The sequence below is a fragment of the Streptomyces sp. VNUA24 genome (assembly GCF_029167005.1).
GTDB lineage: Bacteria > Actinomycetota > Actinomycetes > Streptomycetales > Streptomycetaceae > Streptomyces > Streptomyces scabiei.
This window is the reverse complement of sequence record NZ_CP119143.1, coordinates 6470452-6495291: the sequence shown is the minus strand read 5'-3', so window position 1 is coordinate 6495291 and position 24840 is coordinate 6470452. Positions and strand designations below refer to the sequence as shown.

General features: G+C 72.6%; 18 protein-coding genes and 1 pseudogene. 8 read left to right on the top strand and 11 right to left on the bottom strand.

The window, feature by feature from the left end; all coding sequences use genetic code 11:
• Positions 1-14 precede the first annotated feature (14 nt).
• Together PYR72_RS27830 and PYR72_RS27825 are read left to right on the top strand one after the other, a co-directional pair.
• The gene (locus PYR72_RS27830; protein WP_275457841.1) at positions 15-431 is read left to right on the top strand and encodes an OB-fold domain-containing protein; all 417 of its coding nucleotides are present in this window, start codon (positions 15-17) and stop codon (positions 429-431) included.
• Positions 428-1207 (top strand): enoyl-CoA hydratase/isomerase family protein, encoded by a 780-nt coding sequence (locus PYR72_RS27825; RefSeq protein ID WP_275457840.1) that lies wholly within the window; start codon positions 428-430, stop codon positions 1205-1207. The genes PYR72_RS27830 and PYR72_RS27825 overlap by 4 nt, the downstream gene beginning before the upstream one ends.
• A 67-nt stretch (positions 1208-1274) precedes the next feature.
• Here PYR72_RS27825 and PYR72_RS27820 read toward each other — a convergent pair whose 3' ends face one another.
• The 4 genes and pseudogenes from PYR72_RS27820 to PYR72_RS27805 all read right to left on the bottom strand — a co-directional run bounded on the left by PYR72_RS27820 (position 1275) and on the right by PYR72_RS27805 (position 6924).
• On the bottom strand, positions 1275-2501 hold the full coding sequence (locus PYR72_RS27820; protein WP_275457839.1) for a CU044_5270 family protein: 1227 nt from the start codon (positions 2499-2501) through the stop codon (positions 1275-1277).
• Complete coding sequence (locus PYR72_RS27815; protein ID WP_275457838.1) at positions 2498-3148, bottom strand: sigma-70 family RNA polymerase sigma factor; 651 nt, start codon at positions 3146-3148, stop codon at positions 2498-2500. Before PYR72_RS27815 ends, PYR72_RS27820 begins: the two co-directional genes overlap by 4 nt.
• A gap of 147 nt (positions 3149-3295) precedes the next feature.
• Positions 3296-5637: pseudogene (locus PYR72_RS27810) on the bottom strand (PQQ-binding-like beta-propeller repeat protein).
• A 348-nt stretch (positions 5638-5985) separates the two neighbouring features.
• Positions 5986-6924: a VOC family protein gene (locus tag PYR72_RS27805; protein ID WP_275457837.1), complete on the bottom strand. Its 939-nt coding sequence runs from the start codon at positions 6922-6924 to the stop codon at positions 5986-5988.
• Positions 6925-7162: 238 nt separating this feature from the next.
• On the opposite strand from PYR72_RS27805, the gene PYR72_RS27800 reads away from it, so the two are divergent.
• On the top strand, positions 7163-7810 hold the full coding sequence (locus PYR72_RS27800; protein ID WP_275457836.1) for a TetR family transcriptional regulator: 648 nt from the start codon (positions 7163-7165) through the stop codon (positions 7808-7810).
• Between the two features lie 223 nt (positions 7811-8033).
• Here the strand turns inward: PYR72_RS27800 and PYR72_RS27795 are convergent, their stop codons facing one another.
• Positions 8034-8519 (bottom strand): nitroreductase/quinone reductase family protein, encoded by a 486-nt coding sequence (locus tag PYR72_RS27795; protein ID WP_275460534.1) that lies wholly within the window; start codon positions 8517-8519, stop codon positions 8034-8036.
• A 53-nt stretch (positions 8520-8572) separates the two neighbouring features.
• The gene (locus PYR72_RS27790) at positions 8573-9868 is read right to left on the bottom strand and encodes an acyl-CoA dehydrogenase family protein (RefSeq protein WP_275457835.1); all 1296 of its coding nucleotides are present in this window, start codon (positions 9866-9868) and stop codon (positions 8573-8575) included.
• Between the two features lie 117 nt (positions 9869-9985).
• Between PYR72_RS27790 and PYR72_RS27785 the strand changes: the two genes are divergently transcribed.
• Both PYR72_RS27785 and PYR72_RS27780 read left to right on the top strand, forming a co-directional pair.
• Positions 9986-11209, top strand: coding sequence for an acetyl-CoA acetyltransferase (locus PYR72_RS27785; protein ID WP_275457834.1), 1224 nt, complete (start codon positions 9986-9988; stop codon positions 11207-11209).
• Positions 11210-11784: 575 nt separating this feature from the next.
• On the top strand, positions 11785-12498 hold the full coding sequence (locus PYR72_RS27780) for a pyridoxal 5'-phosphate synthase (RefSeq protein WP_275457833.1): 714 nt from the start codon (positions 11785-11787) through the stop codon (positions 12496-12498).
• A gap of 72 nt (positions 12499-12570) precedes the next feature.
• On the opposite strand, the gene PYR72_RS27775 is transcribed toward PYR72_RS27780, so the two are convergent.
• From PYR72_RS27775 to PYR72_RS27755, 5 genes are all read right to left on the bottom strand, one after another.
• Positions 12571-13374: a class I SAM-dependent methyltransferase gene (locus PYR72_RS27775; RefSeq protein ID WP_275457832.1), complete on the bottom strand. Its 804-nt coding sequence runs from the start codon at positions 13372-13374 to the stop codon at positions 12571-12573.
• The gene (locus PYR72_RS27770) at positions 13374-14024 is read right to left on the bottom strand and encodes a GNAT family N-acetyltransferase (RefSeq protein ID WP_275457831.1); all 651 of its coding nucleotides are present in this window, start codon (positions 14022-14024) and stop codon (positions 13374-13376) included. Before PYR72_RS27770 ends, PYR72_RS27775 begins: the two co-directional genes overlap by 1 nt.
• 24 nt (positions 14025-14048) lie before the next feature.
• Positions 14049-14498 carry an OB-fold domain-containing protein gene (locus PYR72_RS27765; RefSeq protein ID WP_275457830.1) on the bottom strand — a complete coding sequence of 150 codons (450 nt, stop codon included), beginning with the start codon at positions 14496-14498 and terminating at the stop codon, positions 14049-14051.
• Positions 14499-14540: 42 nt separating this feature from the next.
• On the bottom strand, positions 14541-14987 hold the full coding sequence (locus PYR72_RS27760; RefSeq protein ID WP_275457829.1) for a DoxX family protein: 447 nt from the start codon (positions 14985-14987) through the stop codon (positions 14541-14543).
• Positions 14988-15088: 101 nt separating this feature from the next.
• Positions 15089-16612 (bottom strand): ATP-binding protein, encoded by a 1524-nt coding sequence (locus PYR72_RS27755; protein ID WP_275457828.1) that lies wholly within the window; start codon positions 16610-16612, stop codon positions 15089-15091.
• A gap of 441 nt (positions 16613-17053) precedes the next feature.
• On the opposite strand from PYR72_RS27755, the gene pglX reads away from it, so the two are divergent.
• The 3 genes from pglX to PYR72_RS27740 all read left to right on the top strand — a co-directional run bounded on the left by pglX (position 17054) and on the right by PYR72_RS27740 (position 24836).
• Complete coding sequence (gene pglX / locus PYR72_RS27750) at positions 17054-20650, top strand: BREX-2 system adenine-specific DNA-methyltransferase PglX (RefSeq protein ID WP_275457827.1); 3597 nt, start codon at positions 17054-17056, stop codon at positions 20648-20650.
• Between the two features lie 221 nt (positions 20651-20871).
• A complete protein-coding gene (locus tag PYR72_RS27745; protein ID WP_275457826.1) occupies positions 20872-22086 on the top strand; it encodes an NAD(P)/FAD-dependent oxidoreductase in 1215 nt (404 codons plus the stop codon).
• 497 nt (positions 22087-22583) lie between these two features.
• Complete coding sequence (locus tag PYR72_RS27740) at positions 22584-24836, top strand: acetate--CoA ligase family protein (RefSeq protein ID WP_275457825.1); 2253 nt, start codon at positions 22584-22586, stop codon at positions 24834-24836.
• The last annotated feature ends 4 nt before the right edge of the window (positions 24837-24840 follow it).

The window sequence follows — 24840 nt, the reverse complement described above, 5'->3', positions numbered from 1 at the left end:
AAGGAGTCGAGGACATGCTGACCCCCGCCGTGGACGAGGACGGCGCCCCCTTCTGGGAGTACGCCGCCCGGGGCGAACTGCGCATCCAGGCCTGTGCCGACTGCGGCGAACTCCGCTTCCCGCCCCGGCCCTGCTGCCCCCACTGCCGCTCGTTCGCGGCGACGTGGCGCCGGGTCGGCGGCCGGGGGCGCATCTGGTCGTACGTCCTGCCCCACCCGCCCCTCCTGCCCGACTACGCCGAGCAGGCCCCGTACAACGTCGTCCTCGTCGAACTCGCCGACGCCCCCCGCGTCCGCCTCGTCGGCAACCTGGTGAGCGCGCCGGGCGCCCGCCTCGACTCCGTCCCCGCCGACCGTCTGCGGATCGGCGCCCGGGTCCAGGTGGTCTTCACCGCCGACGGCCTCCCCCAATGGGTACTGGAGCGGCCGTGACCCTGCGGACCACGACGGACAAGGACACGGGCGTCGCCCTGCTCACCCTGGACCGCCCGGAGCGGCACAACGCCCTCGACCTGACGACGATCGAGCAACTGACCCTGACCTGGAGGGAGTTGCGCTACGACGACACCGTACGGGCGGTCGTCGTGACCGGCGCCGGCGACCGGGCTTTCTGCACGGGCCTCGACCGGGATGCGGCCTCCTCCGTCCCCCAGCCGCACTCCCCCTACACGATCGAGGACCCCCTCCTCCGGGTCGGCCCGAAATCCAACGACCTCTGGAAACCGGTGATCGCGGCGGTCAACGGCATGGCCTGCGGCGGCGCGTTCTACCTCCTCGGCGAAGCGGAGTTCCTCGTCGCGGACCCCTCGGCCGCCTTCTTCGACCCCCACACCACCTACGGCATGGTCAGCGCCTTCGAGTCGATCCTCATGTCCCAGCGCATGCCCTACGGGGAGGCCACCCGCATGGCCCTGACGGGCACCGCCGAGCGGATGTCGGCCCGCAGGGCGTACGAGGTGGGCCTGGTCTCGGAGGTGACGGAACCCGGCGGATCCGTCCCCGCCGCGCTCCGCTGCGCCGAGGTGATCGCCGGGTACCCGCCGGAGGCCGTCCAGGGCACGGTCCGCGCCTGCTGGGCCGCCCGGGAGACGGCACGGGCGCACGCGCTGGCGTACGCCCCGCACCTGGTCTCCCTGGGCAACCTGCCGACGGACCGGCAGACGGAGCTGTTCACGGGCCGCCGGCCGGGTGGGTACCGGGTGCGGTGAACTCCGGCCCGCACCCCCGCGCACCCACGCCCCCGCGCACCCGGGACGCCGCCCCGCCCGCCCCCGCTCAGTGCCGGGCGTTCGCCGGTACCTCGATCTGGCTGTCGGCCCAGCCCGTCCGGGTCGTCGCCGTGTAGTTCACCGTCGTGCCGGCGTCGAGACCCGCCTCGCGGGCCCTGGCCGACGGTTCGACCAGCACGAGCAGTTCGGCGAGCAGCCCGCCGGTGGACGGGTCCACCACGACCCGCTGCTCCACACGGCCCAGCGGTGTCGCGTGCGTGCCCGGGAAGGCGATGCCGACGCCCTTGCGCCCCAGCGGGTCGGTGACCCGCCCGAGCCCGCGGACGCCGGGCTGTTCCGCCATCACCCGGTACGCGGCGGCCCGGACGGCGGGCTTCACCGGCATCGTGATCAGGTCGGCGGCCTGACGCAGGACGTAGGCCGTGCGGTCGCCGATCTCGGCGCCCTCGTCCTGCCCGTGCCGGCGCTCCAGCTCCCGCCGCAACTCCGCAGTACCGGAAGGGAGTTCGAGCAGATCCTGGTAGGAGGCGTTGCGCGGGCCGAGCGCGTAGATCTTCTCGTCCGCGTCCGTGCGCATGACCATCGGCCGCCGGGGCCCCATCGTGTACCCGAGCGTGCCGCCCGCCTCGTTGCCGAGAACCTCCGCCTGCATCGTCCGAGGGGAGCCGGCGGCCCGCCAGCGTGCCGCGTCCTCCTCGGTCCGGGGGGCGATCTCGGCGTCCAGACCGGAGACCAGCAGGCTCCGGGTCCCCGGGCGCACCCCCACCGACCACCGGGAGGTCGCCGTGTCGCGCACGGCGAGGAGCTGCCCCTTGCCGTCCTCCGCGCCGACGACGTTCACGTCCTGCGAGCGGGTGGTGGTCTGCCAGTACGTTCCCTCGCCGTCCGCCGTGCCGACCTTCCTGGCCGCGCTGAGCAGTTCGAGGCGTCCGTCCGGCGCGGACGCGTCCGGCCCTGCGGCGGAGGAGGAGTGCGGGGACGCGCCCGGGCGGGTGCCGAGCGGGTCGCGGTCGAGGGTGCTCACGACCACGGCCGACGCGGCGACGGCCGCGAGGGCGGCCGCGGTGCCGAACGGCCGGATGCCGGACCGCAGTCGCTCCGGGACGCGGAGGCGTGCCGGGCGGTCGTCCGTCGACCGGGCGAGGATGCGCGCCAGGTCCGCGCGCTGCCGCGGGGAGTCCGCGAGCTTCGACGGGTCCAGTTCGTCGGGCCGGGCGTCCGCGAGCACCTGCATGACGTCGGGCCGCCCGGACCGTCCGTGGGTGTCCTTCACGTGAGTGCTCCTCTGCGATCGGTGCGGCCGGGGGCCTGGGGTGCGTGGGGTGTGGGCGGTGCGGGCGGTGCGGGCGGTGTGGGGGACGCGGGCGGTACGGGCGCCGTGGAGTGCGCGTTCCGTACGGGGGCCGCCGGGGCCGGGTGCGCCGGGTGCGCCGGGTCCAGGGCCTTCTCCAGACGGCGGCGGGCTCGGTGCAGCCGGACGGCCAGCGTCGCGGTGGTGCAGCCCAGGACCCGGGCGGCCTGCCGGGCACTCAGCCCGTGCCAGGCGATGAGTGTCAGCAGCTCCCGGTCGGCCTCGGACAGGCTCGCCAGGGCCTGCAGCGCGGCGTCCCGTTCGGTCACGTCCGCCGCGACGTCACCGGTCTCGCCGCGGGCACCGCGGCCGATCTGCTGTGCCTCCGCGGCGGCGAGGGCGTACTGGTGGGCGTCGCGGCGGCGCAGTTCGCGCACCAGGTTGCGCGCGACCCCCAGGAGCCAGGGCAGCGCAGGGCGCGGGATGTCCCGTACCCGCCGCCAGGCCACGGTGAAGGTCTCGCTGGTGATGTCCTCCCCCACCTGCCGTCCCACCAGGCTGGTGGCGTAGGCGAGGACGCGTGGATAGCACTCCTCGTAGATGTCCCTGAAGCGTTGCGCATGGGTCACGCGCCATCCCCTCGTATCGGCTGTCTCACCGAGCAATGCGCGGGGCGGCCGGCTTCTTACAGGGGGAGCGGAGATTCACGGTCTGTGGCCCACGTCACGTCCGGTGCGTGCGTGGGCCGGGGAGGGGGAAGGGGGACTCTCGCGGTGCTAGGACGTCCGGGCCGTCCCCGTCCCCTTCTCCGCGTCCAGCGCGTACACGCACCGGTCCTTGCTGCAGGCGTACACGACGCCGTCCTTGACGACGGGCGACCCGGTGATCTCCCCGCCCGTGGCAAGCTTCCACCGCAGGCGGCCGTCGTCGGCCTTCAGCGTGTACAGCAGGTGGTCCGTCGAGCCGAAGTGGATCCGTCCCTCCGCCACCGACGGCGCGCCGACGATCTCGCCGCCCGCCTGGAAGCGCCACTTCGGTGTGCCCGTGACCGCGTCGAGGGTGTAGAGCCCCTTGCCGCTGCCGACGTGGACGTGTCCGGCGGCGACGAGGACCGGCTCCAGCGAGGAGCGGGCCTCCGTGGCGATGCGCCAGCGGTCGCGGCCGTCGGTCGCGTCGAGGGCGTAGACCGTGCCGAGGTAGTCGGCGAGGTAGACGCCGCCGCCCGTGACGGCGGGGCCGGGCGCGAACGTGGGCGCAGAGAGGAAGACGGCCGGTGCCTCGAAGTGCCAGCGGACATGGCCGCTCGCGATGTCGACGGCGAGGACGCGGCTGCCGGCGGAGATGTACACATAGCCGTCGGCGGCGGGTGCGAGCCGGACCGGGACGCCGCCGCAGGAGGCCGCGTCCCCGATGGGGTACGACCAGCGCTCCTCGCCCGTACGGGCCTCCAGCGCGCGCAGCCGGGCGTCCTTCCAGACATAGACCGTGCCGTCCTGGACGACCGGTCCGGCCTCGGGGGTCTCGAAGTCGGTCTGGGCGCCGGTCAGCTCCCAGAGCTTCTGCCCGTTGGACGCCTCCCAGCCCTGGACGCCGCCGCCGCGGGTGGCGGTGACCACGGTGCCCCGGTCGGCCTTCAGCGAGTACACCCAGGCGTCCGTCGACAGCCGCCACAGGTCCCCGCCCTCACGGGCGTCGAGCGCGAAGAGGGTGGGTCCGTCGGAGGCGTGGATGCGTCCGTCCGCGACCGCCATCGACCAGGCGACGTCACGGGTCTTGAAGCGGCGCCGGCCGGTGGCCACGTCCAGGGCGTGCACCTCGAAGGAGGTGACGTAGACGAGGTCGTCGGCGACCGACGGGGTGCCCCACACATCGTTCGACATGCGGAAACGCCAGGGGCGCCAGCCGGAGGGTGCCGACTCGGGGGTGGCGGGCGGGGTGGCGACGGGCGCGGGGTCGGCGCCGTTCACGCCGGCGCGCGGCCGCGACCAGGACGCGGCGAGGCCCGCCTCGGGCGGGGGCGCCTTCACGGCGGCCGCACGGGCGTCGGCGACGCGGGGCCCGGGCCCGATGGGCACCTGACCGCCGGCGAGCCGCACCGGCCCGGTGTCGGGGGCGCCGACGGGGACGGGCGCGGGGTCGTACGGCGGCGGGGCGGGGGGACCGGGGCGGTCGGGCGGCCGCCGCCGCTGCGGCCGGAGGAGGTCTGCGGCTTGGGCGCCGGGCGCCCGCCCCGACGGGTCTCGATCATGGTGACGGCCTTCTCCGGCAGCCACGCCGAGGCCGTACCGCTGTCGTCCGAGCCGGAGCCGAAGAGGTGCGGGGCGAGCTGGGCCTGGAGGTCGGCCGGGTTGGGGCGCGCGGTCGGGTCCATCTGCATACAGGACTCGATCAGCGGGCGCAGGTCCTCCGGCAGACCGGAGAGGTCGGGGCCCTCGCGCAACAGCATGAAGACGGTCTCGACGGGGTTGGCGCCGTGGAACGGGGCGTGCCCGGTGGCGGCGAACACGAGCATCGAGCCGAGCGAGAAGACATCGCTCGCGCCGGTCACGCTGCGCGAGTCCTTGGCCTGCTCGGGCGACATGTACGCGGGCGTCCCGACGGCGACGTTCGTCATCGTCAAACGCGTGTTCGAGACGCCGGACGCGATGCCGAAGTCGATCACGCGGGGCCCGTCCTCGACGACGAGCACGTTGGAGGGCTTCAGGTCGCGGTGGACGAGCCCGGCGCCGTGGATGGACTGCAGGGCCTCGGCCACGCCCGCGGCGAACCAGCGGACGGCCTGGACCGGCATGGGTCCGCAGTCGTTCACTATCTCTTCGAGGGAGGGCGCGGGAACGTACGCGGTCGCCAGCCACGGCACGGCGGCACGCGGGTCGGCGTCGACCACCGCCGCCGTGTAGAAGCCGGACACCGCGCGGGCCGCCTCGACCTCGCGCGTGAAACGGACCCGGAAGAGCTGGTCCTCGGCCAGTTCCGTCCGCACCGTCTTGATCGCCACACGCCGGCCCGACGCCGAGCGCGCCAGATAGACCAGCCCCATGCCGCCGGCACCCAGCCGTCCCAGCACCTCGAACGGCCCGATCCGCCGCGGATCGTGCTGCGTCAGCTGATCCACCACTTGCCCTGCCACCTCCCCGTACGGACCGCGTCACCCGTATTGTGCGCGCGACCCCGTGCAGCGTCTCACCACCGCACCGCCCTGGCGGCACGCACCCCGATTCTTCCTGTAGCGGGGGCAGGTTGCGAACCCGGGGGCGAGTCGGGGTGTCTCAGGACAAAACCACGTGGGTCCGCCTCTCGGGAAGCGGGAGCCCGGATGGTGGGACACCGGGGCGAGCGACGTACCACCGGCGCACAACCGCGTCCTTCCGCCCGCGCAGCGCCCCCGTCACGCCCCCGGAGCGCCCGCGCGCACCAGGAGCCGGACACCCGTTCACCCGCCTGCCGGTCACCGTCTTCCCGCTGGTCAGCCGTCGTCCTCCGGGGCGTTCGCGTCGCGTGCGCCCTGCGCCGGGGGGTCGTCCGTACGCCGGTCGTCGCCCTCCTGCCGCAGTTCGTCCGGGTGCTGTTCGGTCTGCTCCGCCTCCTGCGGCGCCTCCCGCCAGGCGTTTCCGTCCTTCCGCTGCAGCAGCGCGAACGACGCGCCCTGGTTGTCCGTGACGACCGCCACATTCCCGTACGAGGTGGCGAACGGCGGCACCTGCACACGCCCCCCGAGCCGGCCGACGGCCGCGACCGCCTCCGCGCAGTCCTCCGTCCCGAAGTGGACCAGGAAGTGCGGCGGCATCTCGGCCGGGAAGACGTCCGTGAGCGCGGCACGGCCGAAGTCCGGGACCGCGTCCGGGCCGAAGAGGGCGTCGTGGAAGAGGTGCGCGTAGAAGGAGTTGGCCGCCTTGGTGTCCCGGGTGTACAGCTCGGCCCACGCGAACGTGCCGGGCTCGTGGCGCCGTCCGAAGCCGGGGTGCGCGCCGGGCTGCCAGAGGCCGAAGACGGCGCTCTCGGGGTCGGTGGCCAGCGCGGCGACGCCGAGCGTGCCGACCGGGGTCGGCGGGGTGATCACCTGACCGCCGGCCGCGGTGATCCGGGCGGTGAGGGCGACCGCGTCCGGCGTGGCGAAGTGCACGGTCCACACGGTGGGGAGGCGGCCGTCGGGCTTGGGAGCGAGGGCGGCCACGGGGGCGCCCTCGACGTACGCCCACACCTCGTGCGCGCCGTCCCCGGGGGCCACCGCGAAGGTCCACCCGAAGAGTTCGCCGTAGAACCGCTTGCCGGCTTCCACGTCGGGCAACTGGGCGTCCACCCAGCAGGGGACGCCCTCGGGGAACGGGACACCTCCCGCCCCGGCGGCGGCTCCCGCTGCGGCGGCGGCTCCCGCTGCGGCGGCGGCTCCCGTCTCATCGGCCATAGGGCCAAGCTAAGGGCGGCGCACGCGGGGCGCGCGTCGGGCGCGTCCGTACCGGGGGAACCGGGGCCGCGCCCCGCGGCTCCCGGGCCCGCGGCACCCTGTCCGTCGGGCCCCGCTCACCCGAAACAAACGCGCCACCACACTGCGTGATCAGCGCACGAACCCCTAGGTGACGCCCCTGCTCCCCATTTGCAGTCGGCCGAATCGCGCTCCGATCGCCCCTCGGTAAGCTGACGGCATGACAGGACAAGTGCGTACCGTCGACGGCCGCGTGGCCGGCCGACGAGGGCAGGCGACCCGGCAGAAGCTGCTCGACTGCCTCAGCGAGATGCTCAGCTCGTCGCCCTACCGGGACGTCAAAGTCATTGATGTCGCCCGGAAGGCGGGGACTTCACCCGCGACCTTCTACCAGTACTTCCCGGACGTCGAGGGCGCCGTCCTGGAGATCGCCGAGCAAATGGCCGCCGAGGGCGCCACCTTGACGCGCCTGCTCGAAGGCCGCTCCTGGGTCGGCAAGGCCGGCTGGCAGACCGCACAGGAACTCGTCGACGGCTTCCTGGACTTCTGGCGCAAGAACGACGCCATCCTCCGCGTCGTCGACCTGGGCGCCGCCGAAGGCGACAAACGCTTCTACAAGATCCGTATGAAGATCCTGAACTCGGTCACCAACTCCCTGTCGGAGACGGTCTCCGAGCTGCAGGCCAAGGGCCGCGTCGACAAGGACGTGAACCCGGCGGCCCTCGCCGGCTCCCTCGTCGCGATGCTCGCCTCGGTCTCCGGGCACCAGAAGGGCTTCCAGACCTGGGGCGTCAAGCAGGCCGAACTGCGCCCCAACCTGGCGCTGTTGGTCCACCTGGGCATCACCGGCAAGAAACCCCTGAAGTAACCAGGAGCACCCGGGCACGCCCCCGGACGCGATTCCTGTCACGCAGACGGCACCCTCGGCCGAGGAGTGCCGCCTGCCGCGTTCCGGGGACTGCCCGGCGGGCCTGTTCAGCGGGCCTGTTCAGCGGGCCTGTTCAGCGGGCCTGTTCAGCGGGTCTGTTCAGCGGGTCTGTTCAGGGGGACTTGAGAGCCGGGGGAATCCGTGGAGACCGCCGGGACGCGGTTCACCGCCGTACGATCCGGAACACCCGTATCTCGCGGTCCACCCGCGCCTGATACGTCGAGTACGGCGGCCAGAAGCGCAGCAACTCCTTCCAGACGGCCGCCCGTTCCTCCCCCGCCAGCAGGTGCGCGGTGACGGGGATGTCCCGGCCCTTCCAGTTGATCACGGCGTCGGGATGGGCCAGCAGGTTCGCGCTCCAGGCCGGGTGGCCGGGGCGGCCGAAGTTCGACCCGATGAGCACCCAGCTGTCCCGTCCCTCCTCGGGCATACAGGCCAGCGGCGTACGGCGCGGCTCCCCGCTGCGCGCGCCGGTCGCGGTCAGGACGACACCGGGCAGCAGCTGCGCGCTGAGCAGCACCCGCCCCCGGGTGACCCGGTGCACGGCCCGGTCCAGCGCCGGTATGACGTGCGGTGCGACCCGGGCGAACGCCGGGGCCGAGGAGACCTTCTGCACCAGCCGCACGCCCATGTCCTTCACGGCCGTCATGCCCTTCCCGCCCTTCGCCGCCCCTGCCGCCGGCCCGGCCGCCCTCTTCGAAGTCATCCGCCCCGCACCACCCTCCGCTCGTCCGGCCCGTCGGCCGTGGGGACCCCCGTCTCGTCGGCCGTGAAGATACCCGCGATGTCGGCCGCCCGCCCCCGCAGCCGGTGCACGGGCCCAAAGAGCGCCTCGTCCCCCGCCGCCCGCTTGAAGTACAGCTGTGCCTCGTGTTCCCAGGTGAAACCGATGCCCCCGTGCAGCTGGATGCCTTCGCCCGCCGCCACCCGCAGCGCCTCCAGCGCCTGCGCGAGCGCCAGCCCGCCGACCCGCTCCCCGCCGCCCGCTCCGCCCGGCCCGCCGGACCGCGCGGCGGCCCAAGCGGCGTAGTACGCCGCCGACCGGGCCGCCCGCACGCGCACGTACACATCGGCGAGCCGGTGCTTCACGGCCTGGAACGACCCGATCGGCCGCCCGAACTGCTCCCGCTGCCGCGCGTAGGCGACCGTCCGCTCCAGCGCCCGGTCGGCGGCTCCCACGGCCTCCGCCGCGAGCACGGCGGCGGCCGCGTCCCCGGCCCCGGCCAGGGCCGACAGCACGCGGGCGTCGGCGCCCGCGCCGGCCCCGGCCTCCTCCCCCAGCAACTCGGCCTGTACATCGCGCAGTTCGAGCCGGGCCACCGGCCGTGTCTCGTCGATGGAGGTCTGCCGCACCCGGACGAGGCCCCCGCCGGATCCCGCCTCCCCGCGCGGCGCCCGCACGAGGAACAGCAGCGTCCGCGACCGGGCGTAGCCCCCGGTGTGCGCGGCCACGAGCAGCAGCCCCGCGCTGTGCCCGTCGAGCACCTGCCCGGCCTCCCCGTAGAGCCGCCACCCGTCCCCGACGCGTCGCGCCTGGATGCCGCCGGCCCGGCCGCCCCCGGCCCACGATCCTCCGTTGTCGCAGGTCAGGGCCAGGGCGGCGGAGAGTGCGGTGCCCGGTACGGCGAGGGCCGCGGTGAGCCGGCCCGCGGCGAGGCGCGGCAGCAGCACGGCGCGCTGCGGCTCGGTGCCGAGGGCGAGGATCAGGGGAGCGACGAGAACGGCGGTGGACAGCAGTGGGGAGGGGGCCAAGGCGCGCCCCAGTTCCTCGCTCGCCAGGGCGAGTTCGGTCGCGGAGCAGCCGACGCCGCCGTACGCCTCGGGGAGCGCGAGCCCCGGCAGTCCGAGCTGTTCGGAGAAGGCGAGCCAGAGGCCGGGGTCGTACCCCTCCTCCGTCCGCACGGCGGACCGGACCTCCTCCGGGCCGCAGCGCTTGAGCAGCAACTCCCGTACCGTGCGCCGGATCTCCTCCTGCTCGGCGGTGAAGCGGGCGTCCATGGCGGTCCCCCTTCCACTCCCCCATCGTCAACGTGATCTGACGGTCCGTCATATTAGGCCGGAAGACCGCGGAAGCACAGGGTTGCCGACCCGCTCATCTGATGTACCGTCAGATCCATGACCGCTGCGCCCGCTCCTTCCGGATCCGGTGGCCCTCGTGACACGGCACGGCGAGGCGGCGGCCGGAAGGTCGCGATCGTCGGTGCCGCGCTGTCCGACTGCGGCCGGGTGGACGACGCCACCCCCTACGCGCTCCACGCACAGGCCGCCCGCCGGGCCCTCGCCGACGCGGGACTGGAGCACACGGCCGTCGACGGCCTCGCCTCCGCCGGACTCGGCACGCTGGCGCCGGTGGAGGTGGCCGAGTACCTGGGCCTGCGGCCCACCTGGGTGGACTCCACCTCGGTCGGCGGCGCGACCTGGGAGGTCATGGCGGCGCACGCGGCGGACGCGATCGCCGCCGGGCATGCGAACGTCGTCCTCCTCGTCTACGGCTCCACCGCCCGCGCGGACATCCGGGCGGGCCGCCGCACCGGCACCCTCTCCTTCGGGGCGCGCGGCCCCCTGCAGTTCGAGGTCCCGTACGGGCACACCCTGATCTCCAAGTACGCCATGGCCGCGCGCCGCCATATGCACGAGTACGGGACGACCCTGGAACAGCTGGCCTCCGTCGCCGTACAGGCCCGGTCGAACGCGGCGGCCAACCCCGAGGCCATGTTCCGCACGCCGATCACCGTCGACGACGTCCTCTGCTCCACGCCGATCGCGGACCCGTTCACCAAGCTCCACTGCTGCATACGGTCCGACGGCGGCGCGGCGGTCCTGCTGGCGGCCGAGGAGTACGTACGGGACTGCCGGCCGGCCACGCCCGTCTGGATCCTCGGCACCGGCGAGTACACCTCCCACACGACCATGTCCGAGTGGCCGGACTTCACGGTCTCCCCGGCGGCGGTCAGCGGCCGCCTCGCCTTCGAACGAGCGGGCGTGCGCCCCGCCGAGATCGACTTCGCCGAGATCTACGACGCCTTCACCTACATGACCCTCGTGACCCTGGAGGACCTCGGGTTCTGCGCGAAGGGCGAGGGCGGGGCCTTCGTGGAGAAGGACCGCCTGACCCTGACCGGCGACCTGCCCGTCAACACCGACGGCGGGGGCCTCTCCGCCCAGCATCCCGGTATGCGCGGCCTGTTCCTCCTCGTGGAGGCCGTACGCCAGCTGCGCGGCGAGGCGGGCCCGCACCAGATCCCCACCTCCGACGGCACCCCGCCCCGCCTGGCCGTCGCGTCGGGGACGGGCGGCTGGTTCTGCTCGTCGGGGACGGTGGTACTGGGGCGGGAGTGAGTGCGGGCCGACGTTTCTCGCCCGGTGCCGTGCGTGTTGCCGCCGCGCGCGTATGCGCGTGCGCTCCGGGCGACGAATCTCGTCCGCCCCGGACGACGGGTCTCGTCCGCACTGCGCGCGTATGCGCGTGCGCCCCGCACGAAAGGGCTCGTGCGCCTCGGGCGACAGGTCTCGTGCGCCTCGGGCGACGGATCTCGTCCGCCTTGCGCGCGTATGCGCGTGCGCCCCGCACGGAAGGGCTCGCCCGCCTCGGGCGACAGGTCTCGTCCGCCTCAGGCGACAGGTCTCACCCGCCCCGAGCGACGGATCTCGCCCGCCCTGCGCGCGTAAGCGCGTGCGCCCCGCACGAAAGGCTCGCCCGCCCCGCGCGACAGGTCTCGTCCGCCCCGGACGACGGGTCTCGTCCGCCTCGGGCGACAGGTCTCGTCCGCCCCGAGCAACGGATCTCGCCCGCCCTGCGCGCGTAAGCGCGTGCGCCCCGCACGAAAGGGCTCGCGCGCCCCGCGCGACAGGTCTCGTCCGCCCCGGACGACGGGTCTCGTCCGCCCCGGGCGCGGTGTGAGACCGTCCCACCCATGATCGAACCTTCCGCCCCGTCGGGGCCCGCGTCCCCGGACTCCGCCCCGCCGTCCGCTCTCGTCCAGGCCCTGCGGGGTCTGCGGGTCTGGGATCCGCAGGTCAGCGCGCTGCCGTTGTTCGACCCGGCGGCGGCCCCGGCCGAACCCGTGGCGCTCTTCGCCGCCTGGTTCGGCGAGGTCGTGGCGGCCGGGGAGGTGGAGCCGCACACGATGTCGCTGGCCACGGCGGACGCGGAGGGCCGGCCGGACGTCCGTACGGTGATGCTGCACGACGTGGACGCGCACGGCTGGCACTTCGCCTCCCACGCCGGCAGCCGCAAGGGACGCCACCTCGCGGCCCGCCCGTACGCCTCCCTCGGCTTCTACTGGCCCCTCCTCGGCCGCCAGGTCCGGGTGCGGGGCGGCGTCACGGTCCAGCCCGCCGAGGTCGCCCACGCCGACCTGCACGCCCGCTCCACGGGCGCGCTGGCCGCCGCCCTCGTGGGCCACCAGAGCGAGGTGCTGCCCTCGTACGAGGAGCTGGAACGCGCCTCGCAGGCCGCCTGGGAACGCGCCGAGCGCGAGCCGGACGTGGCGGTGCCCTCCTGGACGGCGTACGTCGTGGAGCCGGACGAGGTGGAGTTCTTCCAGGGCGACGCCCGACGACGGCACGTACGGCTGAACTACCGGCGGGAGGGCGACGGCTGGGTCACGGAGCTGCTCTGGCCGTGACGGCCGGGGTGGCCGGGGTGGCCTTGGCGCAGTGGGGCGCGGAGGCGCGCGGAGGGCGCACCCGCGGACCGCTCAGACCTTCTCCCACACGGACACGTGCTCGGTGCTGTCGTTCGTGAACGGCTCGCCCTTCCATCCCGCCCAGCGGTCGCGCAGCCGCATGCCGGCCAGCCGGGCCATCAGGTCCAGTTCGGCCGGCCAGACGTACCGGAAGGGGATCGAGCGGTACACCGGCCGCCCCTCGACGACGACCATGTGGTGCGACCGCATCCCCTGCGTCGCCACGTCGTACGTGTCGAACCCCAGCCGCGTCGGCCCGACATGGAACGGCACCGCGTCCTGCCCCGGCGGCAACCGCCGCAGATCCGGCACCCCGACCTCGATCACGAAGCGGCCGCCCGGCAGGAGATGCGCGGCGGCGTTGCGGAAGCAGTCCACCTGGGCGTCCTGCGTGGTGAGGTTGTTGATCGTGTTGAAGACGAGGTAGGCGACGGTGAAGCCGGGACCGTCCACCCGGGTCGTGGCGAAGTCCCCGAGGGTGACGCCGATGTCCGCGCCGCCCGGCTTGGCCCGCATCCGTTCCACCATCGCCCGGGACAGGTCGATGCCGTGCACCGGCACACCGCGCCGGGCGAGCGGCAGCGCGATCCGCCCGGTGCCGATCCCGAACTCCAGCGCCCGCGCGTCCCCGCCGGGCCCGCCCGCGAGCCCGGCGATCAGCTCCACGGCCGGGTCGATGGCCTCCGCGCCGAACCTGGGGGAGGAGGGGTCGTCGTAGTGCGCGGCGACGGCTTCGCCGAAGTAGCCGTCGGGGTCGTCGACGCTCTCGTGGTTCTGGTACGCCGACTCGTGGGCGGAGTGGTCGTCCGTGCTCATCAGAGTCCTTCCGGTGCCGGGTCGGTGGCCAGCCGTGCGTGCAGATGGGCGTCCCGGAAGGCGTCGTGGCGCTCCTCCTCGAACGCCGCCCCGCGCATGGTCCCCTCGTACGGGAACCCGCACAGCTCGGCGACCCGGCAGGACGCGGCATGGCCGACGACATGGTCGAGTTCGAGCCGGTGGATGCCGAAGTCGGTGAAGGTCCAGCGGGCGGCGAGGTCGAGGGCGCGGGTGGCGACCCGGCGGCCACGGGCCTCGGGCAGCACCCAGTAGCCGACGACGGCCCTGCGCAGGGACATGTCGATCCCGCTCAGCCCGACCTGCCCGAGGGTCACACCGCTGCGCGCGTCCGCGACGCGGAAGGACACGGTCTTCCCCTCCGCGTCGGACTCGGTCCGCAGCCGGAGCGACTCCCGGGCGCCGTCGAGATCCTCGTCCGGCATCAGGGGGGTGTTCCACCGCCGGAAGTCGGGGTCGGCCCGCCCGCGGAACCACGCCTCCACGTCCGCGTCGGACTCCGGGTCCCACGCGCACAGCCGCAGGCCGTGCCCGTGCGGCAGCTCGCCGGAGGACGGCGGGGGAAGGTCGGGGTACGGACCGGCGGATCGCTCGGGGTACGGACCGGCGGATCGCTCATCAGTACGGCTCACGCCCCCATTGAAACGCGCGCCCCCTCACGGACGCGCGCGAAATACGGGCACCACCACACCCCCGCCCTCCCGGAAGGCGACCTCCAACGCCATCCCCATCCGCAGCCCCGCCTCCGGAGCCCCCTCCTCCCGCACCACCTCGGTCATCATCCGCGGCCCCTCGGCGAGATCGACGACCGCGGGGACGTACGGCGTCCGCTCCCCGAAGGGCGGCAGGTCGTTCCGGTGCACGACGGACCAGGTGTAGAGCGTGGCGTGCCCGGACGCCTCCTCCCACCGCACGTCCTCGCTCCAGCAGTACGGGCAGAACTCCCGCGGATAGTGATGAGCGCGCCCGCATCCCGCCGCCCCGCAGCGCCGCAGCAGCAGCCGCCCGCCGGCGGCGGCGTCCCAGTACGTGCGCGTGAAGTCGTCCACCTCGGGCAGATCGAACCGCACGCCACCACCCCCACTGTTCCCACCCCCGCCGCTCATCCGTCGTCCCTTCCCTCGCGCACCCCTCCCCCTCCCGGAACGTCAGAACAACCCCAGCGCACTGTCGACCGACCACGTCTGCCAGGACATCCCGAACAGCCCCACCACCGAGATGAGCGCCATCATCGAGTTCTGCCCCTGCTCGGCCCAGTCGTGGATCATCAGCACGAGATAGAGGAGGTTGAGCAGCAGCCCGCCCACGAGCGCGACCGGCGTGAGGAACCCGAGGATCAGCCCCAGTCCGAGGGCGAGTTCGGCGTAGACGACGACGTACGCCATCACCTTGCGCCGCGGCTTGACGACGACATCGAACCCGCCGCGCACCGCCCCCCACCGATGCTTCTCCGCCACTCCGGCGGCCCACTCGATCCCAGCCCCCTCGAACCAAGCCTTCTTGTCCTTGTGCCGCCAGCTCTCCAGCCACCACAGCCCGAGCCCGATACGCAGCACGGCCAGCCACTCGGCACCGCCGAGCCAGATCGTCTCCATGCACATCGCCACCCTTCCGCGCCCGCACGGGGTTTCTGACGGTACGTCAGTTCAGCGGATGGAGGGAAAATCCACAAGAGACGCGGGCGGGCCGACGAAGCCTAGGGCGCGAACCCGACCGGCGCGGCCCGTCCGTAGAGTTCATCGAGGCCGACCAACAGCACGCCGCCTTCCTCGGCCTTGGTACGCAACGCGTCACTGAATCCCGCCGCGCTGAAGAAGGCCAGCCCGCAGTGGCTCGTGTCGAAGCCCCTCTGGGCAAGCAGATGGCGGGCCCGGTCCAGTCGCTCCAGATGGCCGACTCCGAGGACAGTGCCCCATTTCGCTTCTCCCAGAAGGCCGACCGAGGGCCGCCGCCCTCCGGAACCCGGCTCGACGACGGCCACATCGACCTGCAACTGCCGTCGCTCCGCCGAGTCGGTCACGACGCCGCTGCCGACCTCTCCCAGAGAAGTACTGAGCAACGACCGCCCCGGCCCGATCACATACTCACGGCAGACCGCCTCGAAGTGCGGTCCGGCCACCTGCGCCGCGAACCGCTCGGCCGCCTGCTCCCACACCTCCGCCGCCTGGCCGCTCTCCAGCCGGGCCCAGGCAGGACGCATCACGGCTTCGTAGAAGTTGATCAGAGGTTCGGTGATGCGGTACTGCGATTTGCCCGCCCGGAAGATGTCGGACTCCCGCACCAGGAGATGGCTGTCCTCCAGGACGTTGAGCGGATGCGAGATGTCGACGGACTTGCGGCCGATGTATCCCGCGATGCCGCCCCGCGTCGAGTTGCCCTGCGCCACGGCGGCGAGGACCGAGTGATAGAGCGCCGTGTCCCTGATGTCGGCCTCCTCGGCGAGCAGATAACGCGCCTCGCGGAAAAGGGGGCTGAACGGAGAGAGGACGGTACGGCAGACCCAGTCGTCGAAGGCGCGCAGGTCCTCGGGAACGTCGTCCGCCAGGAACTGCCGGCGATACGCGGGCGTACCGCCGACGACAGCGTGCAGTCGGGCTGCGAGGGCGGGGTCCTCGGCCACGCCCCAGAACTCCGCGGCGGCCCGATACCCGAAGGGCCTGACGACCAGTTCGAGCTGCGCCCGGCCCCGGAGGGGAGCCGTGCTCGCCAGCAGCCCACCCATGACCGACATCGCCGAACCGCAGAGAAGCAGCCGCATTCGGCTCACCCGCGTTTGATGCCGATCGATCTCGCGCTGGATGAGAGAGGGAAGTTCGGGGGCGACCTTCACCAGATAGGGAAATTCGTCGATGACGACGAGACCCGGGCGCGCCTCGCCCTCTCCTTCTTCGCCCTCGGCCGCAAGCCCGAAGAGGTAGGAGATGGCGTCGTCCCACGTCGCGAAGGAGAAGGACGCGGGAGAACCCACGTGTTCGGCCAAGGCGGCGCTGAACTGGCGAAGCGACTCCGTGGCCGTACCCGCCGTGGCCCCGAAGTAGAAGCCCCCGTGCTGTTCGACGAGGGCCCTCAGCAGATACGTCTTGCCCATCCGACGCCGACCGCTGACGACCCCGAGCATGGCCTGCGGCAGGGGGCGGTGCGCGAAGGCCACGAGCGCCTCCCACTCGGGCCCGCGGTCGAACACATGAGGAGGTTTGACCGACCTCTTCTGACGCACCACACTTCCTCCTTAGGAGTACATCCCTAAGAAGTGTACTCCTTACCGACTGGGCGCCGCGAGGAACGCTCGGGCCGCGAGCCCCAGGGTTGCCAAGCCCAGGAACGCACCCCCTCCCGTCGTCAGAACCGTCACCATCTCGCCGCCGGCCGCCCGGACGGCTACGGCGGCGAGGCCCGCGCACACCAGGGATCCCAGCAGAATGAGCGCCAGCCAGATCCCTCTGAACGCCCTGTCGTTCCCCTCCATGGGGCACACCTCTTCCACAGCACCGGATCGCGTCGAGCCGACCGCCGGTCGACGGCCGTACGAGTGAACAGCCTAAGGGAACACTCCAACACTCTCCACTATTTACGACACTCTCGCGGTGATAACCTCAGCGTCGGATGCAATGGTGGACCGACCGGCCATGAATGCCCGTCCGTCCCAGAAGGAGGAAGGGCCATGTCGTCTCGCGTCGGCCTGCTCACGGACCTGCGGCGGATCAGGTCGGAGATCGCGCGCGATCTGACCACGCGCGCCCCCTCCGACCCCGCCACCGACAGGATGCGCGAGGAGTACAGGGCCGCCCGGGCGCAGATGCTGACCGCGTCGACGTGGCAGGCCCGGCTGGAGGAGCAGCTCTCGCAGATCGCAACCGGGTGGGTCCTGGCCACCGTGTTGGTCCGGTTCTGCGAGGACAACGGACTGCTCGACCTTTCCTTCGCCACGCGGCGGGCCGACGAGCCCGATGCCGAGCCGAGTGCCGAGCCGGGTGCCGACGACCCGATCAGCTCCGCCGTGAACCGTCTCTCTTCCCACCCCGCCATGGCGGCGGTCTTCAGCAGAAGCAGTCACCCCATGTGGCGGATGCGACCGAGCCACGAGGCGCGCCGGGCGCTCGTCGACTTCTGGCGTCTTCGGACCCCGGACGGGCTCCTTGTCCACGATTTCGAGGACGCGTCACGGGACACGCGGTTCCTCGCCGATCTCTACGGGCACCTGAGTGACCAGGACCGGAAGTCTTCTGGGCAGGTCAGCACTCCGGACTTCGTGGTCGAGCTGATCCACGATCTGACCCTGGAGCCGGCACTGGAGGCCCACGGATCGACAGCCGGGCCGGCTGGATTCCGGATGATCGACCCCGCGTGTGGCACCGGTGGGTTCCTGCTCGACGCGTACGCCCGCCTGTGCCGTCGCTGGTCCGATGCCCGCCCCGAAATGAGCCCATGGCAGCGCGCCGCCCGGGCTCTCGCCTCGGTTCACGGGTGCGACATCGATCCCTGTGCCGTCAGCATCTCGCGCTTCCGGCTGCTGATGGCCGCGATGGACGTCGCCCGGGCACGGAGACTGGACGACGTTCCGGACATCCCCTTGCTGGTCGCGACCGGGGACGCGCTTCTGCACGACCGGGCCGGTGCCTCCCTCGGCCCCGAGTTCACCGACTTCCCTACCGGGCCGGGACTCACCGGCTCCGGATCTCCGGCCGACATCGACGAGTACGCGGAGCGCCACAGCCTTCTGCGCCCCTCCTCCTACCATGCGGTCACGAGCAATCCCCCGTACGTCACCGTCAAGGACAAGGCTCTCTTCGCGGCCTACCGCGACACGTACGAGAGCTGCGAAGGGCCCTACGCCCTGTCGGTGCCCTTCACGGAGCTCGCCTTCCGTCTGGCACTGCCGGGTGCCTCGGCCGGGCGGATCGGTCTGCTGGTGGCCAACTCCTTCATGAAGCGCGATTTCGGCCGCAAGCTCATCGAACGCGTCCTGCCACGCGTGATGCTCTCGCACGTCATCGACACCTCCGGGGCCTACATCCCCGGTCACGGCACGCCCACCGTCATCCTCGTCGGTCAGAACCGCGTTCCCCCGCCCGAGGTTCCCGTCCACGTCGTCGTCAGCCTCCGTGGCGAGACCCGCGGTGGTGAGCTCCTGCCGGCGGTACCCGCCGACGCACCCGCCTGGCAGTCGCTGTGCCGACTGGCGTTCGCCCCCGGTGTCATGGGCCACTGGGCCGAGTCCTACCTCCTTAAACGCGCGCAGCTGAACGTGTTCCCCTGGAGCCTCACTCCCTCGGCCGCTCGTCATGTGCTGCGTCTCATGGAGAACGGGAAGCGCCTTCGCGAACGCGTCGCCCGCATCGGATACGCGGCCAACACCGGTTCCGACGACCTGTTCTGTTCCACCCCCGCCGCCTTCCGCCGCTACGGTGTCGAGGACGCTGCCACGGTCCCGGTACTGACGGGGTCCGAGGTCCGCGACTGGTCCTCGGACGCGCCCGGGAGGGCGTTCTTCCCTCGCACCGGGAACGGCAGAGAGGTCATCGACCTGGACCTCTTCCCACGGCATCGGCGACGGCTGTGGCCCTACCGCACGGTGCTGCGACAGCGCCGGGGGGCCAACAAGTCGTCCCCCTGGTACGACTGGCACCAGTTCGCGCTGGACTGGGACGCTCACCCGTGGTCGATCGTCTTCCCCTGGGTCGCCACCCACCCCCACTTCACGGTTCTCCGCGGCGGTGCAGTACCCCTGAATTCAGCACCGGTGATCAAACTCCCGCCGAACGCGACGGAGTCGTCCCATCTGGGACTCCTCGGGGTGCTCAACAGTTCGGCCGCGTGCTTCTGGCTGAAGCAGGTGAGTCAGAGCAAGGGGCAGGCCCATATCGGCACGCTCCGAGGCGGCGAGGCCTGGGAGAAGATCTACGAGTTCACGGCCGGCCGTCTGCTCGACCTCCCGCTCCCTGGCACCCTCCCACCGGCGACGGCGGAGGAGATCGACGCGCTGGCCACCGAGTCGGCCGTCTGTCTGTCCGAGATCTCCGCCCCGGATGCGCCTCTCACCGCCCGGACGCTGGACTCGGCCAGGGAGCGCTGGTTCTCGCTCCGCGCGCGGATGATCGGGCTCCAGGAGGAGCTGGACTGGCAGGTGTACGCGGCGTACGGGATCGTCGACGACACCGAGGAACTGACTGCCGTGGTCGAGCCCCCTCCTCTGCAGGTCGGTGAGCGGGCGTTCGAGATCACGCTCGCCAGGAGGATCGCCGTAGGCGAGACGGGAACGTCGTGGTTCACCGACGATCCAGAGGGCAAGTGGTTCACACGCCATCAGGCCACCCCGGTGACCGAGATTCCCGAGCAATGGCCGTCCGAGTACAGGAACCTCGTACAGCGCCGAGCGGAGGCCATCTCCCGGAACGCGTTCCTGGCGCTGCTGGAGCGGCCCGAGTACAAGCACCGCTGGATCGCTCCCGACTGGGATGCCATCGTCCAGGACATCCTCCGGGAGCGTCTGCTCGACCACTGTGAAGCGGAACGGCTGTGGTTCGAGACCACGCCGAACGGTCGGCGCCCGGTCGCTCGGACGGTGTGGGAGCTGAGTGACCTGCTCGCGGAGGACGAGGAGTTCATGTCCCTGCTCTCGCTCTACGCCGACCCGGCTCACGCGGTCGGCACAGGCATCCCGCGTGTGCTGTTGGACCTGCTCACCACCGAACACGTGCCGCAAGCGGCGCCGCTCCGGTACCGACCGTCGGGCCTCGCAAAGCGGCGCACGTGGGAAGAGCTGTGGCAGGCGCAGGCGCGGGAGGACGAGCGAGGTCCTGTCGACGCCCGGGACCTGCCGGAGCCGCCTCGATTCACCACCGTGGACTTCCTCAAGTCCTCCTACTGGAAACAACGCGGGAAGTTCGACCTGCCGAACGAGCGTCTCGTCTCTTTCGGTTCCTCCATCGCCCCTCTGTCCTCCACGACCTTGCTCGGCTGGGCGGGCTGGGACGCCCGCGAGCGGGCGCAGGTACTGCTCGACACCCTGGAGACGGAGTCCCACGCCCACGCGCACCGGCCCGAGTCCGCCCTGCCGCTGCTTTCCGCACTCGCGGAGGTGCTGCCCTGGGTCACCGCCGTCGACCGGGGCCTCGGCCCGGTCACGGCATCCGACGGGGACGAGCGGTACCGGAGGAGCTACGAGCACCACCTCGACCGCCTGGGCCTGTCCGCCGAGGACGTGACGTCATGGCGGCCCGCCGCCCCCCGGCGGGGACGGCCGCGCAAAGGGGTGTAGGCGATCGGCGGGGAGAACGGAACCGCGGCCGGACCGCGCGCCGTCACCCCGCACCCCGCACCCCGCGACCTCACCCCCAGGTGCCTCTCCCCCTCACCCCCACATTCCGAGAGACCTACGCCACAGACCCCACCCACCCCTCCTACACCCGTGATCAATCCGCAACCAATTCCGGGCTTGACCGAGACCCAACAAATGAGGGCGTGAATACGCTCAGGCGCATGGCCGACTCCAGAGCTTCCGTGACTCCCGCCTCCCCCGACCGCCCCGTCTACGTGATCGGCGGCGGCCCCGGTGGGCTGGCCGTCGCGTACGCGCTGCGGGCTCGGGGGGTGCGGGCCGTGGTGCTGGAGAAGGCCGAGGGGGTCGGGGCGTCCTGGCGGCGGCACTACGACCGGCTGCACCTGCACACCACCCGCCGCCTGTCGGCACTTCCCGGCCTGCCCATGCCGCGCCGGTTCGGGCGCTGGGTGTCGCGGGACAACGTGGTGCGCTACCTGGAGAAGTACGCCGAGGTGCACCAGCTGGAGATCGTGACCGGCGTCGAGGTGTCCCGCGTGGAGCGGACCGCCGACGGCACCGGCTGGCTGCTGCACGCCACCGGGGGCCGTGAGCTGACCGGCGGCGCGGTCGTCGTCGCCACCGGCTACAACCACACGCCCCACGTCCCCGACTGGCCCGGCCGCGACACGTTCACCGGTGACCTCGTGCACGCCTCCGGATACCGCAACCCCGAGTCCTACGCCGGCCGTGACGTCCTCGTCGTCGGCATCGGCAACACCGGCGCCGAGATCGCCGTCGACCTCGTCGAGGGCGGTGCACGACGCGTACGGCTCGCGGTGCGCACGGCCCCGCACATCGTGCGCCGGTCGACCGCCGGATGGGCGGCCCAGTACACGGGCGTCCTCGTACGGCGGCTGCCCGTCTCCCTCGTGGACCGGCTCGCCAAGCCGATGGCGAAGCTCAGCGTCCCCGACCTGTCCGCGCACGGCCTGGCCCGGCCCGACACCGGTCTCTACTCCCGCGTACAGGAGGGCGCCGTCCCCGTGCAGGACGTCGGGCTCATCGACGCCGTACGGAAGGGCAAGGTCGAGATCGTCGGCTCGGTCGAGGGGTTCGAGGACGGCAAGGTCGCCCTCGGCGACGGCACCCGGATCGAGACCGACGCCGTGATCGCCGCGACCGGCTACCGCCGCGGTCTCGACGGGCTCGTCGGACACCTCGACGTCCTCGACGGACGCGGGAAGCCGGTCGTGCACGGGGCCCGCTCCCCGGGGAACGCCCCCGGCCTCTACTTCACCGGCTTCACCAACCCCATCAGCGGCATGTTCCGCGAACTCGCCCTCGACGCCGAGAAGATCGCCAGGACGATCGCGAAGAGGGGTGGCGTCACCACCCGCGACGCGGTCACCGTACAGATCCGCACCACCAGCTGAACGATCGACCGGCCGACCCGCCGACCGGCCGACCCGTCGGCCCGTCGGCCCGGCGGCCCGGCGGCCCGGCGGCCCGGCGGCCCGGCGGGCGAACGACGGAACGGCCGGACCACACAACCGCCAGGCGGCACACGGCGCGGTGGGCGAACAGCCGGACGACAGAACAAACAGCGGCACCCGGCACCCGAACGGCCAGGCGTCGGACGAGCGCTGCTGCCCCCGCTCCCCTTCCTCGCCCACTCCCGCCCCCCGTTCCCCGACCCCGCCTCCCGTTCCCCCGCCCCTCCCCCCCCACCCCCTCCCGCCCCAGACCCACCCCCCTCCCCCACGTCTGACCGCCCCCTCGTACGGGTACAACCTCCTTACTGCCGCGTAGCTTTGCCCGCACGACCATTCCTGACGGAGCGTCAGTTCAGTAGTCTGATATCTGACGTGTCGTCAGAAACGTGAATGCGTCACGTCACTGAATTGGCTGTCACACAGGAGCGGGCGGACCGATGCTTGGATCAACCCACGGCACCCTCACCACCGACTCCCGCCGGGCCCGGGCCATCGCGTGCGGGGAGCACCCCGCGCAGGTCGTGCACGGCAGGCCCGCCGAGGCCGGCGACCTGGACGTCAGCGGGCGTCCGCTGTACGCCGACGTCCCCGATCTCGACCGGCTGTTCCGCCCGGAATCCATGGCCGTCGTCGGCGCCTCGGACTCCGAAGGACGACCGAACACCGGGATCACCCGGCAGCTGCTCGCCTGGTCCGAACGCGTCGGCGCCCGGCTGCACCCCGTGCACCCCACGCGGGAGTCGGTCTTCGGCATCCCCTGTGTCCCCACCGTGGCCGACCTGCCCGAACAGGTCGACCTCGCCGTACTGCTCCTCTCCGACCCCCTCCCCGTGATCGGCGAACTGGCCGAGGCCAAGGTGAAGTTCGCCGTCGCCTTCGCCTCCGGCTTCGCCGAGACCGGCGCGGAGGGTGCCGCCGCGCAGGAGCGGCTGGCCGCGGCCGTGGCCCGCGCCGACGGTCTGCGGCTGCTCGGCCCCAACACCAACCTCAACGCCTTCGAGCGCTTCCGGGACGACCTCGACGGCCCGGCGATCGCCCTGATCACCCAGTCCGGCCACCAGGGCCGCCCCGTCTTCTCCCTCCAGGAACTCGGCATCCGCCTCTCCCACTGGGCCCCCACCGGCAACGAGGCCGATCTGGAGACCGCCGACTTCATCTCCTACTTCGCCGAGCGCCCCGAGGTCGGCGCCATCGCCGCCTATGTCGAGGGCCTCAAGGACGGCCGCGCCTTCCTGCTCGCCGCCGACCGGGCCGCCCGGCGCGGTGTGCCCGTCGTCGCCGTCAAGGTCGGCCGCACGGAGACCGGCGCCCGCACCGCCGCCTCCCACACCGGCAAGCTGACCGGCGCGGACGCGGTGGTCGACGCGGCGATGCGGCAGTACGGCGTGATCCGCGTCGACGGTCTCGACGAACTGCAGGACACGGCCACCCTCCTGGCACGGGCCCGGCGCCCCCGCACCGCCGGAGCGGCCGACCCCCGCCCCGAGGGTGTCGTCGTCTATTCGATCTCGGGCGGCACCGGCGCCCACTTCGCCGACCTGGCCACCGAGGCCGGACTCCCCCTCCCCACCCTCTCCGCCGCCAAGCAGGCCGAGCTGCACCAGTGGATCCCGGACTATCTGAGCGTGGCCAACCCCGTCGACAACGGCGGCCACCCGGTGGGCGACTGGCGCGGGCCCCGCATCCTCGACGCGATCCTCGACGACCCCGCGGTGGGGGTGCTGATCTGTCCCATCACGGGCCCCTTCCCGCCGATGAGCGACAAGCTGGCCCAGGACCTGGTGGCCGCCGCCGAGCGGACGGACAAGCTGGTGTGCGTGGTGTGGGGGTCGCCGGTGGGCACCGAGGCCGCGTACCGCGAGACGCTGCTCGGCTCGTCCCGGGTGGCGACCTTCCGTACCTTCGCGAACTGCATCACGGCCGTCCGCGCCCACCTCGACCACACCCGCTTCACCAGCGCCTACCGCTCCCCCTTCGACGAGGCCCCGCGCTCCCCCTCGCCCTCCTTCCGCAAGGCGAAGGCGCTGATGCGGCCGGGGCAGCAGCTGAGCGAGCACGCGGCCAAGCAGCTGCTGCGCGCGTACGGGATACGTGTCCCGCGCGAGCAGTTGGTGACCAGCGCGGCGGCGGCCGTACGCGCGGCGAGCCTCGTGGGCTACCCGGTGGTGATGAAGGCGTCCGGTGCGCGCATCGCCCACAAGACGGAACTCGGCCTGGTGAAGGTCGGACTGACCTCCGCGAGCCAGATCCGGGACGCCTATCGCGAGCTGACCGACATCGCCCGCTACGAGGACGTCTCCCTCGACGGGGTGCTGGTGTGCCAGATGGTCGAGCGGGGTGTGGAGATGGTCGTGGGCGTCACCCACGACGACCTCTTCGGGCCCACCGTCACGGTCGGTCTCGGCGGTGTCCTCGTGGAGGTCCTGCGCGACTCCGCCGTACGCGTGCCCCCCTTCGCCGAGGACCAGGCGCACGCCATGCTCGCCGAACTGCGCGGGCGGGCCCTGCTGGACGGGGTACGCGGGGCTCCCCCGGCCGACGTGGACGCCCTCGTGGAGGTCGTGCTCCGCGTGCAGCGCATGGCGCTGGAGCTCGGGGACGAGATAGCGGAGCTGGACATCAACCCGCTGATGGTGCTGCCGAGGGGACAGGGGGCCGTGGCGCTCGACGCGCTGGCAGTGTGCCGCTGAGCGC

Bases quoted from the DNA above. Each gene is read 5' to 3' on its own strand.
- PYR72_RS27765 (WP_275457830.1), bottom strand. From the start codon at position 14,498: ATGAGCGGCGGGGGTGGGAACAGTGGGGGTGGTGGCGTGCGGTTCGAT.
- PYR72_RS27805 (WP_275457837.1), bottom strand. From the start codon at position 6,924: ATGGCCGATGAGACGGGAGCCGCCGCCGCAGCGGGAGCCGCCGCCGCA.
- PYR72_RS27745 (WP_275457826.1), top strand. From the start codon at position 20,872: ATGGCCGACTCCAGAGCTTCCGTGACTCCCGCCTCCCCCGACCGCCCC.
- PYR72_RS27790 (WP_275457835.1), bottom strand. From the start codon at position 9,868: ATGGACGCCCGCTTCACCGCCGAGCAGGAGGAGATCCGGCGCACGGTA.
- PYR72_RS27800 (WP_275457836.1), top strand. From the start codon at position 7,163: ATGACAGGACAAGTGCGTACCGTCGACGGCCGCGTGGCCGGCCGACGA.
- PYR72_RS27830 (WP_275457841.1), top strand. From the start codon at position 15: ATGCTGACCCCCGCCGTGGACGAGGACGGCGCCCCCTTCTGGGAGTAC.
- PYR72_RS27775 (WP_275457832.1), bottom strand. From the start codon at position 13,374: ATGAGCACGGACGACCACTCCGCCCACGAGTCGGCGTACCAGAACCAC.
- pglX (WP_275457827.1), top strand. From the start codon at position 17,054: ATGTCGTCTCGCGTCGGCCTGCTCACGGACCTGCGGCGGATCAGGTCG.
- PYR72_RS27795 (WP_275460534.1), bottom strand. From the start codon at position 8,519: ATGACGGCCGTGAAGGACATGGGCGTGCGGCTGGTGCAGAAGGTCTCC.
- PYR72_RS27740 (WP_275457825.1), top strand. From the start codon at position 22,584: ATGCTTGGATCAACCCACGGCACCCTCACCACCGACTCCCGCCGGGCC.
- PYR72_RS27785 (WP_275457834.1), top strand. From the start codon at position 9,986: ATGACCGCTGCGCCCGCTCCTTCCGGATCCGGTGGCCCTCGTGACACG.
- PYR72_RS27780 (WP_275457833.1), top strand. From the start codon at position 11,785: ATGATCGAACCTTCCGCCCCGTCGGGGCCCGCGTCCCCGGACTCCGCC.
- PYR72_RS27760 (WP_275457829.1), bottom strand. From the start codon at position 14,987: ATGGAGACGATCTGGCTCGGCGGTGCCGAGTGGCTGGCCGTGCTGCGT.